The organism is Halococcoides cellulosivorans, assembly GCF_003058365.1.
Taxonomy (GTDB): domain Archaea; phylum Halobacteriota; class Halobacteria; order Halobacteriales; family Haloarculaceae; genus Halococcoides; species Halococcoides cellulosivorans.
This window is the reverse complement of record NZ_CP028858.1, coordinates 454,830-466,455: the sequence shown is the minus strand read 5'-3', so window position 1 is coordinate 466,455 and position 11,626 is coordinate 454,830. Positions and strand designations below refer to the sequence as shown.

Annotated in this window: 15 protein-coding genes; 8 read left to right on the top strand and 7 right to left on the bottom strand. The window is 68.3% G+C overall.

Annotated elements, in window-relative coordinates; translation table 11 throughout:
• Positions 1-32: 32 nt before the first annotated feature.
• Together HARCEL1_RS13700 and map are read left to right on the top strand one after the other, a co-directional pair.
• Positions 33-803 carry a helical backbone metal receptor gene (locus HARCEL1_RS13700; protein ID WP_233357383.1) on the top strand — a complete coding sequence of 257 codons (771 nt, stop codon included), beginning with the start codon at positions 33-35 and terminating at the stop codon, positions 801-803.
• A gap of 72 nt (positions 804-875) precedes the next feature.
• Positions 876-1,763, top strand: a complete 888-nt coding sequence (gene map / locus HARCEL1_RS02230) for a type II methionyl aminopeptidase (protein ID WP_108380980.1) — start codon at positions 876-878, stop codon at positions 1,761-1,763.
• 183 nt (positions 1,764-1,946) lie between these two features.
• On the opposite strand, the gene HARCEL1_RS13930 is transcribed toward map, so the two are convergent.
• Positions 1,947-2,147, bottom strand: coding sequence for a DUF7835 family putative zinc beta-ribbon protein (locus HARCEL1_RS13930; protein ID WP_108380979.1), 201 nt, complete (start codon positions 2,145-2,147; stop codon positions 1,947-1,949).
• Positions 2,148-2,326: 179 nt separating this feature from the next.
• Between HARCEL1_RS13930 and HARCEL1_RS02220 the strand changes: the two genes are divergently transcribed.
• From HARCEL1_RS02220 to rnhB, 3 genes are all read left to right on the top strand, one after another.
• Positions 2,327-2,878 (top strand): HIT family protein, encoded by a 552-nt coding sequence (locus HARCEL1_RS02220; RefSeq protein WP_108380978.1) that lies wholly within the window; start codon positions 2,327-2,329, stop codon positions 2,876-2,878.
• Positions 2,875-3,819, top strand: a complete 945-nt coding sequence (locus HARCEL1_RS02215) for a cation diffusion facilitator family transporter (protein ID WP_108380977.1) — start codon at positions 2,875-2,877, stop codon at positions 3,817-3,819. The genes HARCEL1_RS02220 and HARCEL1_RS02215 overlap by 4 nt, the downstream gene beginning before the upstream one ends.
• 66 nt (positions 3,820-3,885) lie before the next feature.
• Positions 3,886-4,524, top strand: a complete 639-nt coding sequence (gene rnhB, locus HARCEL1_RS02210; RefSeq protein ID WP_108380976.1) for a ribonuclease HII — start codon at positions 3,886-3,888, stop codon at positions 4,522-4,524.
• A 65-nt stretch (positions 4,525-4,589) separates the two neighbouring features.
• On the opposite strand, the gene HARCEL1_RS13600 is transcribed toward rnhB, so the two are convergent.
• From HARCEL1_RS13600 to HARCEL1_RS02195, 4 genes are all read right to left on the bottom strand, one after another.
• Positions 4,590-4,742 carry a hypothetical protein gene (locus tag HARCEL1_RS13600; protein WP_174182914.1) on the bottom strand — a complete coding sequence of 51 codons (153 nt, stop codon included), beginning with the start codon at positions 4,740-4,742 and terminating at the stop codon, positions 4,590-4,592.
• Positions 4,743-4,784: 42 nt separating this feature from the next.
• Positions 4,785-6,404, bottom strand: a complete 1,620-nt coding sequence (locus HARCEL1_RS02205; RefSeq protein WP_108380975.1) for a preprotein translocase subunit SecD — start codon at positions 6,402-6,404, stop codon at positions 4,785-4,787.
• Positions 6,401-7,270 carry a protein translocase subunit SecF gene (gene secF, locus HARCEL1_RS02200; protein ID WP_108380974.1) on the bottom strand — a complete coding sequence of 290 codons (870 nt, stop codon included), beginning with the start codon at positions 7,268-7,270 and terminating at the stop codon, positions 6,401-6,403. Before secF ends, HARCEL1_RS02205 begins: the two co-directional genes overlap by 4 nt.
• Positions 7,271-7,370: 100 nt before the next feature.
• Positions 7,371-7,832: a DUF5812 family protein gene (locus HARCEL1_RS02195; protein WP_108380973.1), complete on the bottom strand. Its 462-nt coding sequence runs from the start codon at positions 7,830-7,832 to the stop codon at positions 7,371-7,373.
• A gap of 132 nt (positions 7,833-7,964) precedes the next feature.
• On the opposite strand from HARCEL1_RS02195, the gene HARCEL1_RS02190 reads away from it, so the two are divergent.
• Together HARCEL1_RS02190 and HARCEL1_RS02185 are read left to right on the top strand one after the other, a co-directional pair.
• A complete protein-coding gene (locus HARCEL1_RS02190; RefSeq protein ID WP_108380972.1) occupies positions 7,965-8,690 on the top strand; it encodes a CPBP family intramembrane glutamic endopeptidase in 726 nt (241 codons plus the stop codon).
• Between the two features lie 54 nt (positions 8,691-8,744).
• Positions 8,745-8,912, top strand: coding sequence for a CopG family transcriptional regulator (locus HARCEL1_RS02185; RefSeq protein WP_108380971.1), 168 nt, complete (start codon positions 8,745-8,747; stop codon positions 8,910-8,912).
• 36 nt (positions 8,913-8,948) lie between these two features.
• Here HARCEL1_RS02185 and HARCEL1_RS02180 read toward each other — a convergent pair whose 3' ends face one another.
• Both HARCEL1_RS02180 and HARCEL1_RS02175 read right to left on the bottom strand, forming a co-directional pair.
• Positions 8,949-9,407, bottom strand: a complete 459-nt coding sequence (locus tag HARCEL1_RS02180) for an NOB1 family endonuclease (RefSeq protein ID WP_108380970.1) — start codon at positions 9,405-9,407, stop codon at positions 8,949-8,951.
• Positions 9,408-9,647: a PRC-barrel domain-containing protein gene (locus tag HARCEL1_RS02175; protein ID WP_108380969.1), complete on the bottom strand. Its 240-nt coding sequence runs from the start codon at positions 9,645-9,647 to the stop codon at positions 9,408-9,410.
• Positions 9,648-9,788: 141 nt separating this feature from the next.
• Here HARCEL1_RS02175 and infB point away from each other — a divergent pair, with 141 nt between their 5' ends.
• A complete protein-coding gene (gene infB, locus HARCEL1_RS02170; protein ID WP_108380968.1) occupies positions 9,789-11,588 on the top strand; it encodes a translation initiation factor IF-2 in 1,800 nt (599 codons plus the stop codon).
• Positions 11,589-11,626 lie beyond the last annotated feature (38 nt).

The following is an 11,626-nucleotide window of genomic DNA, read 5'->3' as shown; positions in this document are numbered from 1 at the left end:
CCATTCAGATAGGTGGGCCGAGACCCCGACCTGTGAAACGGATCGTCTCGCTCGCGCCGTCAGCGACCGACACGGTGTGTGCACTGGGAGGGGGCGACCAGTTGGTCGGGGTGACCGCCCACGGTGACCACTCCGCTCGGACCGTCGGCGGGTGGCTCGACCCCGATCTGGAGGTCGTCGCCGTGCTCGACCCCGACGTGATTGTGGCGAGCGATCCGCTCCAGGACGACGTCGTCGCGACGCTGCGCGAGCGGGGCCACCGCGTCGAACACGTCTGCCCGCGCACGCTCGGGGCGGCGATCGACAGCCTCGCGGCGATCGGTGCCGCGATCGGTCGGCCCCGCGCGGGCCGGGCGCTGGCGGCGTCCGCACGCGAACACGTCGACCGCGTGCGCGCGGCGATCCCCGCCGACGCCGACCGCCCGGTGGTCTACTGCGAGGAGTGGCCCGACCCGCCGATGGCGGCGGGCAACTGGGTGCCCGACGTCGTCCGGGCGGCGGGCGGGCAGTCCCCGTTCGTCGAGGCGGGCGAACGCTCCCGGGCAGTCGCGGTCGATCGGGTGCGGGAGGTCGACCCCGATCACGTCGTCGTCCACCACTGCGGGAGTGCCGACGGCGGCCGGGAGCGCTACGACCGGCGGGGCTGGGACCTCGACGCGACCGTCCACGCCGTCGACGACACGCTCTTGAATCGGCCGGGCCCCAGCCTGATGGCCGGCGTCACGGCCCTCGCAAAACGGCTTCACCCCGAGACGGCGATCCCGGCGTGGACGCCTTCGGCCGACCAGGCCCCCACCTCCTGATCGAGGCGCGGCGGGATCGACGGCGCAGACGACCCGCAACCGACTTGAACGCGCTGGGCGAACAGCGGCGTCATGCCCGATCTGACCGACGAACGCTACGACAAGCACCGCGAGGCCGGGTCGATTCTCGCAGACGTGCGTGCCGAGGCCGTCGAGATGGTCGATGTGGGCGCGAGCCACCTCGAACTCGTCGAGACCGTCGAGGACCGCATCCGCGAACTCGGCGGTGAGCCCGCCTTCCCCGTCAACATCAGCGTCGACGAGGAGGCCGCCCACGGCACGCCCGGCATCGACGACGCGGCGACGTTCGGAGAGGAGTTGATCAACCTCGACGTCGGCGTCCACGTCGACGGCTGGATCGCTGACTCGGCAATCACGGTCGACCTCTCGGGCAACCCCGACCACGTCGAGGCGGTCGACGACGCCCTCGATCGCGCGCTCGAACTGGTCGAACCCGGCGTCGAGGCCGGCGAGATCGGCGCCGCCGTCGAGGAGACCATCGAGGGGTACGACCTCAACCCAGTCGTGAACCTCACCGGTCACGGCCTGGGTGAGTACGAACAACACACCGACCCGACGATTCCAAATCGTGCGGTCGGCCAGAGTGCGACGCTGGAAGCGGGCGACGTCGTCGCGATCGAGCCGTTCGCGACCGACGGGTCGGGGAAAGTCTCGGAAGGGTCGCGCACCGAGATCTACGCGCTCGACCGCGAGCAATCGGTCCGGGATCGCCGCGCTCGACAGGCGCTCGAAGAGATCACCGAGCGGTTCCGCACGCTCCCCTTCGCGACGCGCTGGCTGGAGTCCTCGCGCCCCGAGATGTCGCTCAAGCGCCTCGAACGCCAGGACGTGATCCACGGCTACCCCGTGCTCTCCGAAGACGAAGGCTACCTCGTGAGTCAGAAAGAACACACCGTCATCGTCACCGAGGACGGTTGTGAAGTTACGACGCGCGCGTAAGCGGCGCTTTCTGGCCGCTTCGCACCCGAGGAGTCCGTCGAAACGGTCCGCGCGCCAGATCGCCCCGGCGCGATCGAATCGACCCCGGCGATCGATCGGCGGTCGACGTCGCCGTGCCACCCTCCGTCGTTCGTGGGCCCCCACCCACCGGTCAGTCCATCTCAGGCGTCGTTCGAGTGCCGTTCAGGCATCGTTCATTCTGGTCTTCGTTTGCGTGCCACAGCGCTCACACTGGGTCACTCGGTAGGGCTCCCGAGAGAACGCGGCGTTCGACGATTCGTCATTTTCAGTAACGATTTCCACGCTAACGACGTGAGAGGTGCGGTCGGCACACGAGGGGCAATGCTCCGTGAGGGACGTGCCACGACGATCGGAGGTGGCCATACGAGTCTTAATTCCGGGTCATGGGTAATAAAATGCACCCCCGACCCGCTTTCGTTCCGGCAATTTTGCCGAATTCGACGCCGAGAGAGGCTGAAACAGTCGAAAATGGAAATCAATTTTGATAATTTCGAGAAGTCGCGGAGGGCAAACGTCTTTGCGAGTCGCGCCGGACGCCCGGTATGGACCAGTTGTTCGCCCCGTGGCGCATCGAGTGGGTCGAGCGCGACGATCGGAATCCGGACGTCGACTGTGTGTTCTGTGAGTATCCGGATCGGGACGACGCCCGCGAGCATCTCGTGGTGGCACGCAGCGACCACGCGGTCGTCATGTTGAACAACTACCCGTACAACCCGGGGCACGTGATGGTGATCCCGCGCCAGCACACCGGCCGATTCGAGGGCCTCGACCGGTCGGTGCTCGTCGATCACGCCCAGCTGAAACAGGAGACGATCGCCGCGCTGGACGAGGGGATGGACCCCGACGGCTGTAACGTCGGGATGAATCTCGGGGGCGACGCCGCCGGCGGGTCGATCGACGACCACGTTCACACCCACATCGTCCCGCGCTGGCAGGGCGATTCGAACTTCATGGCGGTGATCGGAGACACGAGTGTCATCGTCGAGGCGCTCTCGGAGACCTACGAGCGCCTCCACGACGCGTTCGCCCAGCGGCCCGGCGCGACGGTCCCGGGCCCGGACGCCGCCGTCGAGATCGATCTCTCTGATCGATGAGTCGCCGGAGTGCGGTCCGCCGGGCGGGCCTGGTCTTGCTCGTGGTGAATCTGGCGCTCCTCGCACTCAAGGCGGGCGCGTTCGCCTGGACCGACAGCCTCGCGGTCGGCTCCGAGGCCGCCAACAGCCTCGCCGACGCCGCCTACAGCGTCGTCACCGTCGCCGGCCTCTATTTGACGACCCAGCCGCCCGATTTCGAGCATCCACACGGTCACGAGCGCATCGAGCCGTTCGTCTCGCTGTTGATCGCCGCCGGGGCGTTCGTCGCCGCCGGCGTGACCGCGTTCGGGGCGATCCGGACCGTCCAGGCGGGCACCGCGGGCATCCAGCACGGCCCCGTCGCGATGGTCGTCCTCCTGATCTCGATCGGCGCGAAGTTCGGGTTCGGGCGGTGGTGTCGCCAGGTCGCCGACGACACCAACTCGCCCGCGCTGGTCGCGACCGCCAAAGACGCGCGCATCGACGTGCTCACCGCGACGGCAGCGCTCGCGGGCGTGATCGGCACGAGTCTCGGCGCGCCCGTCCTCGACCCGCTCGCCGCGCTATTGGTCGCGGTCGGCATCGCCTACACCGGCGTCGACATCGTCTCGGACAACGTCGATTACGTCGTCGGCGCGGCCCCGCCCGAGGAGTTGCGCCAGGCGATCGTCGACCGCGCGATCGCCCACCCCGACGTCCACGGCGCACACGACGTCGTCGCCCACTACGTCGGCCCCGAGGTCGACGTGAGCCTCCACGTCGAGATCGAAGGCGAGCACACGCTCGCGGAGGCCCACCACATCGAGACGAGGGTCGTCCGCGCGATCGAAGCGCTCCCCGAGGTCGACGAGGCGTTCGTCCACGTCGACCCACAGAATCTCGACGAGTGGAAGCCCGACCCCGAGGTCGAACGGTTGATCAAGGGTGGCGACGGCGACCCACCGAGCGACGGCGACGCCTGAGCCGACACGGCCGGTCGCGCCGTTCGACCGGGCCTTTTAAGCCACGGCGTGCCGATTCCGTGGCCGATGAGCGCACGGGTCGGGGTGGACGAGGCGGGCAAGGGGCCAGTGCTGGGGTCGATGTTCGCCGCCGCCGTGCGTGGCACGCCCGACGGAATGCCCGCGGGCGTCGACGACTCGAAAGCGCTCGATCACCAGCGCCGCCTCGAACTCGCGCCGGCGATCCGCGAGCGGGCGAGTCGGGTCGCCGTCGTCGAGGTGCCCGTCGCGAAAATCGACGGGGACACCGACATGAACACACTCACTGTCGACGCCCACGCCGACGCCGTCGCGAGCGTCGCGTCGGCGGACGATCGGGTCGTCCACGACGCCGCCGACACGAACGCCGTCCGGTTCGAACGCCGCGTGGCCGATCGCCTGGCGACCGACTGTGAGGTGCGCGCCCACCACGGGGCCGACGCCGACGATCCGCTGGTCGCCGCGGCGAGTATCCTCGCGAAGGTCCGCCGCGAGGCCCACGTCGAGCGATTGCACGAGGAGTACGGCGACTGCGGGAGTGGCTACCCCTCGGACCCGACGACGCGCGCCTTTCTCGAATCGTACGTCGAGACCAACGAGGAACTGCCCGCGTGTGCGCGAGCGTCCTGGCAGACCAGCCGAGACGTCCTCGCGGCGATCGAACAGGTCGACCTCGGGCAGTTTTAGAACGGCCGGGAGGACAGCGGAGCGATCGGAACGGGCTGGTGGTCGATCCGAACGGCCCGATCGCGCTACTCGTCGCCCACGAACACCGTTTCGAGTCGCGCGCCACAGTCGGGACAGCACAGCGTTTGCCAGCGGTCACGATCCAGATCACCCATCGTCTCGGTCCGAATCGCGTCCGCGCGATCGACGGTCGTCCCGCAGTTCTCGCAGTCGAGCACACGTAGCGTTCGGCACGCAGCGAAAAGAAGCCGCCGGGTCGGTCACTCCGTCTCGCGATCGAGGACGAGATGGCGGAGGATGTCACCGTACGCCGGGCGCGTGACGATCACGCCGATGAGGACACCCGCGATGGTGACGATCGCAAAGCCACGGAGGTCTCCGAGTTCGAGGATGGCGAGCGGACTCATCGCGACGATCGTCGTCGCGGCGGCGGCCCCGATCACCCAGAACGCCTTCCAGAGGCGATTCTTGAACACCCGCCCCGTCGCGATCTCCCCCTCGCGCTGGAGGATCTCGTCAGCGATGATGATCAGGTCGTCCGCCCCCGTCCCGACGACGGCGATCAGCCCCGCGATGTGTGAGAGGTCTAATGAGAGTCCGATCCCCGCCGCGAACGCCAGGAGGAGATACACCTCTGCGGCGGCGGTCGCGACCATCGGGCCGGCCACCCGCGTGCGGTTGTATCGCAGGAAGACGACGCCCGCGACCGCGAGCAACGCGACCAGTCCGGTCAGCAGGCCGAACGCCTTGAACCGCGCCCCGAGACTCGGTTCGATCGTGAACGTCTGGCCGCCCTGGACGTCGAGGTCGGTCGGGAGCGCGCCGGCCCGGAGGTTGACGCTCAACTGCTGGGCGGTCGTCCGGTTGTCCCCGGTCATGATGATGAATCGGGGGTCGTCCGTCCAGGTCCGATCGGCGAACTGGACGGCCAGGTCGCCGTTCATCCCCGCGGCGTACACCACCTCGCCGTCCGAGACGGTCAGCAGACACCGGCTGCCCGGCGATTCGGACCCCTCGTCGAACGAACACGATCGCTGCTCGGTGAATCCGGTCTCGCGCATCGCGTCGGCAAATGCGTCGGCGGCCCCGTCTGCGACCGTGATCGGCACGCCCCACGCCCCGTTCTCTTGCTGGCTGGGTGGTCCGACACGGCGGATGTCGTTGACGCTCGTCCCGCGGCGCAACACCGTGCGGTTCTCGTGGCCGGCGTACTCGCCACCGTCGAAGGTCGGGTAATGCGCGACCAGGGTGACCCGACCCCGCGACTCGATGAGGTCGAGCGTCTCCGAGAGGCCCGCGCCGGGCACCTCGACCATGACGAATCGATCACCGGTCGCGGGGTTGGTCACCGTCGTCACGCGCCCACCGGAGACCCCACCCTGAGAGATCTTCGTTTCGAGGACCTGGACGGCCTGATCGTACGTCTGTTCGGTGACACCCTCGCTGATGGCGTCGTCCGGAACGTCGTAGCCCTCTTCGGACAGGGCCGCCCGGACGGCCTCGCGATCGACCTCTTCGACGTAGAGTTCGACCGCGTCACCCTCGGGGTGGCCGGGGCGGAGGCGGACGTTCACGTCGAGTGGGTCCAGCCCCGTCCGATCAGCGATCGACGTCGCGATCGCTTCGGTCTCGTTGCGGTCGGTGACGTTGATCCCCGAGACGGTGTACCCGACCAGTGGCGCACGGATGCGCGTCCCGCCGTCCAGATCGAGGCCGTATTTGAGGTTGGTCGGATCGCCCGACGCCGCCGTGACGTTGCCCGATCCACCGGCCGATCCCGCGCCCGGACCGAACAGGACGAGCGTGCCGACGAGCAAGGCAGCGACCAGCAGGATGATCCGCCACTCCTCGCGGACGAGTTCGGGAATGGTCCGGTTCATCGGGCCACCCCTTTGTGCGTGTACCAGCGCAGCAGGCTCAGATTCAGCATGTAGGTGTTCATCAGGTCGACCGACAGGCCGACCACGAGGACGAGGCCGATCTGGGGGAGCAGCGGGATCGCGAACAGCCAGGCCGTCACGGCCATCACCGCCATCGCCGCCAGCGAGGTGAGCGTCATCGTCACACCGGTCTGCATCGCACGATACGTGCTCTCGTAGAAGCCACCGCGCCGCCGGAGGATGTGGTTGTTGAGGAGGATGTCGGAGTCGACGCTGTACCCGATCAACATCAAGAGCGCGGCGACCGTCCCCAGGGAGAGGTCGACACCGAGGAGGTTCATCACCGCGATGGGGATGACCATATCGGAGAACGCGGAGATCACGACCGCCAGCGACGGGACGAACGTCCGGAACAGGGCGAACACGAGCACGCTCATGCCCACGAACGCAGCGATCACACCCAACAGCGCCGTGAACTGACTCGACCCGCCGAAACTGGCCGATCGACTCTGCAAGGAGAGGATCTCGTAGCCCGCGTCGTCCAGGCGATCCCGTAAATCGCCGGTCTCTTCGAGTTTGCTCGTGACGATGTACTCCCGACCGTCGCCCGTCGACTGGACGCCACGGACGGTCGCGTCGCCGCCGACCGTTTCAGCGACCGCGCCGGCAGTCACGTCACCCGACGTCGCGAGGTGCGCCTCGGTCCCGCCCGTGAAGACGATCCCGAGGTTCGCTGGCGCCCCCGTCAGTACCCACCAACCGGCGATCACCAGCAGTGCCGCCGCGAGCACGGCGAGCGGCACCGCAGCGAGTTGCCGGTTCGAATACCGGGTATAATCGATCTCCGGTATTTCGAACTGGAACATGGCCATTCGTGTGGAAGCGCGCCGAATAAGCCTTCCTAATGCCGTCTCTCGGCGCGCCGTCGAGCGCCGATGACCGTCGACTCACGACACCCGATCCGGTTCAGGCAGGCCCGCCGTATCGCACGGCGATCACGCCCGGCGCGTGACGGACGGCGACCCGCTCGACGCCCAGTCGGATCGCGCGGTCGCGGGTCGCGTCGTCGCCGGTCACGTCCCCGACCGCCGCGTCGGTGTCGCTTTCGGGCACGCAGATGACGTGCAGTTCGCCGTCGTCGACGTCGAGGCGGGCAATCTCACCGACCGACAGGGCATCGGCCGCCGCCTGGGCCCGTTCGCTCGGCGGCCGATCGCTGGCCGCGACGGCGACCGTCCAGCGGCGCTCGATCCGGTCGATCGACCAGGTCGCCTCGATGCCGTCCGCCGGCGAGAGCGTCGCCGCGAGCGCGTCGCCCGCGGCCAGATCCGGCGGGTCGACGACCGGATGGACCTGCCCCGACTGGACGTCTCGAAGCTGTGCCGTCGCGTCGTCGACGTGTGTCACGACGAATCGCCCTGCGGTCATACCCGGTGAGAGACCGGCCACGGGCCTGGGCGTTTCGGGTCGGATCGAGCGGTCGTGGGCGACCCCGCAGTTCGGCCGTCGATCGAGACCCGGGATCGACAGCCGTTTTCCGGATCGAGTCTTACCGCAGGCATGAGCGACGATCCGAGCCGTCCACGGGCAACCCTCGCCGCCGTCGGAGTCGGCCTGCTCGGGTTTCTCGGTGGGGCCGTCGGGGTCAGCCTCGTGAGCGAACTCGTGACCGCGACGGTCGGGCCCGTGGGGGCGCTGTACGAACAGTGGGTGTTCGTCACCGGGTTCGGCGTCGGCGCAACCGCGACCGTCGGGCTCTCTCTGTGGGCCAGCGATCGTGGCCTGGCGTTCGTCGATCTGGGCTGGCCGACGCGGCGTGATCTCGCGACGATCGGCGTCGGCCTGGTCGCGATCTTCGGCCTCTATGGAGTCGTGACCGCCGTCCGGTCCGTCCTCGGCCTGGAGGCCTCGGTGAGTCGCGTGCAGATGGCCCTCGAAGCGACCCCCGACCCGGTCGCGGTCGTCGGCCTCGCCGCGCTCTCGGTGCTGGTCGTCGGGCCGGTCGAGGAGCTCCTCTTTCGAAATATCGTCCAGAAGCGACTCCGTGAGGCGTTCAGCGCGCCGCGAGCGATCGGCCTCGCGAGCCTGTTTTTCGCGGGCCTCCACGTCGGCCAGTACGGCGCCGGGAGTGCGCTCGCGACGGCCGTCTCGCTGGCGACCGTGTTCGCGCTGGCCGTGATCCTCGGGGCCATCTACGAGTCCTCGGAGGCGTTGATCGTCCCCGCGGCGGTCCACGGCCTGTTCAACGCGATCCAGATCCTGGGCGCCTGGGTGCTGCTCGCGTAACGTCCGACGATCGTCTGACGGGTGTTTATGCCGTCGTGGGCCCGACGTTATGCTATGCCGACGCGGTTCACTATCGTCTGTGAGGACGAGCGCGCGGAGACGATCGCGACGCTGGCCCGCCGGCACGACCTGACCGAAGAGGGCGTCCTCAGACAGTTGCTCGATCTCGGCCTGGAGGCCGTCGAGAACGCCGCCGAGAGTCAGTCAGCGATCGAGCGGTAGGCAGTCCTCGCGACGAGCGAGTCGCCCAGAATCGCGTCACCCCGGATTTTTGCGTTCGAGATCGGTGCCACAGATCGGGCAGCGCTCGTGGTGGTCGTCGAACTCGCGGCCACAGCCCTGGCACTGGTAGATCCACTCGCGCGCCTCGTCGATGTCGTCGCGGGCGACGCTCTCGATCCCGAGTCCCAGCGCGGTGGCGACGTTCTGGATCGCGTAGTCGTCGGTGACGACGACCGCGTCGAGTTCGAGGGCGGCGGCGAGCACGCGCCGGTCAGTTTCGGAGAGCGCGTCGCGATCGCCGGTCTCGCGGGCGACGCGGTGGATCCGATCGAGCGTGTCGCTGTCGGGCACGTGGACGCGCATGCCCGCGCCTTCGAGTGCTTCGTACCGGTACCGACTCGAATCGGTGCACTCGTCACGGACCGCGGGAATCGACGCCTTCGGGTCGCCCGGATCGACGCCCTCGATGAACGCCGAGGCGTCGAGGAGGTACATCTATCGCTCGATGATCATGTGGTCGCTGACCGACTGGACGAGGCCGATCGGCACCCGGAAGTGGCCCTCCTCGTCGCGAGCCATCCCCAGATCGCCGGTCTCGGGGGCGGGATCGATGAGGAGATCGTGGAGTTCGCCGCTCTCCAGATCCATCGTGATGTTGTACAGCGTCCCGAGTTCGACGCCGTCGCTACCCATGACCGTCTTGCCGGACAGGTTCTCCGCGAGGATGTCGGGCATGCTTGCGGGGTCGTGGGCCTGGGGTATAAACGCCACGGGCAGACGGGGGGTCCAGCGACGGGGCCCCGGACACCACCCACGCCCAGACGACGGACTTACGGGGCTGGGGCGGAACCGATCGGCTACCACTCGGGTGATTCAATGGCCGACTCTACTCCAGCCGACGGGACGGACCTTCGAACGCCGATCGTGGCCGTCCTCGGGCACGTCGATCACGGCAAGACCACACTGCTCGATCACGTCCGCGGGTCGGCGGTGACCGCCGACGAGGCCGGCGCGATCACCCAGCACATCGGGGCGACCCACGTGCCCCTCGACGTCATCTCAGAGATGGCGGGTGGGCTCGTCGATCCGACGGACTTCGATCTGCCGGGCCTCCTCTTCATCGACACGCCGGGCCATCACTCCTTTTCGACGCTGCGCTCGCGCGGGGGCGCGCTAGCCGACATCGCCATTCTCGTCGTCGACGTCACCGACGGGTTCCAGCCACAGACCGAGGAGGCGATCGACATCCTCGCGCGCACGGAGACCCCCTTCGTCGTCGCCGCGAACAAAGTCGACGCCGTCGGTGGGTGGCGCTCCGAGCCCAACGCGCCGATCCAGGGTCGTCTGGACGCCCAGACCGATCGCGTGCGCTCGGACGTCGAGGAAGGGCTGTACGAGATCATCGGTGACCTCTCCGACGCTGGGTTCACCGCCGACTTCTACTGGCGCGTCTCGGATTTCAAAGCCAACGTCGGGGTCGTGCCCTGCAGCGCGGAGACCGGCGAGGGCATGCCCGACCTGTTGGCCGTGCTCATGGGCCTCTCACAGCGATATCTTCGGGAGGCGATGGCCGTCGATACGACGGGCCCCGCCGCGGGGACCGTGCTGGAAGTGACCGACCAGCAGGGCTTTGGCACGACACTCGACGCCGTGATCTACGACGGCCGGATCGACGCGGGCGATCGGATCGTCGTCGGGGCCGCGAACGCCCCGATCGTCACCGAGGTGCGCGCGCTGTTGAAGCCCCGCCCGCTCGCGGAGATCAGAAGCGACGACGCCTTCGAGACGGTCGATCGCGTCGTCGCCGCCGACGGCGTGAAGATCGCCGCGCCGGAGCTGGACGACGCGATGGCGGGCGCGCCGATCCGCGTCGTCGGCGATCGCTCCGTCGAGGCGGTGACCGCCGAGGTGCGCGAAGAACTCCAGAGCGTCGCCGTCGAGACGGCCGATCACGGCGTCGTCATCAAAGCCGACACGCTGGGCTCGCTCGAAGCGCTCGCGGGCAGTCTCGAAGAAGCGGAGATTCCGATCGTCCACGCCGAAGTCGGCGACGTCGCGCCGCGTGACGTCCACGTCGCCGACACCGCCGACGAGGCCGAGCATCGCTCGATCCTGGCCTTCGGGGTCGACGTCCTCGACGATTCGCGCCAGATGGCCGCCGATCGCAACATCGATCTGTTCGAACACGACGTGATCTACCGGCTGATCGAAGAGTACGAGGAGTACGTCGAGAGCATTCAGGAGGCCCAGCAAGAACAGATCATGGAGAACATCACGCGTCCGGCGCGGTTCCAGATCCTCGACGATCACACGTTCCGCCAGTCCGACCCCGCCGTCGTCGGCGTCGAGGTGCGCGGTGGAACGCTCCGCCGCGGCGAGTCGATCGTCCGCTGGGACGGCTCCGAGCCCACGCGGGTGGGGCACCTGAAGTCGATCCAGGACGAGGGCGAGGACGTCGACGAGTTGCGCACGGGCGAGCGGGCGGCGGTGTCGATCGACGGCCCGACCGTCGGGCGACAGATCGAGGAGGGCGACACGCTGTGGGTCGAGATTCCCGAAAAGCACGCGAAAGTGCTGGACGGCGAGTTACGCGAGGAGTTGCCCGCCGACGAGCGCGAGACCCTCTCGATGTATCTCGACGAGCACCGGTCGCGCGATCCGTTCTGGGGGAAATAGGCGGGTTGTGTCTGCAAGTATTCAGGGGGATTTCTCAC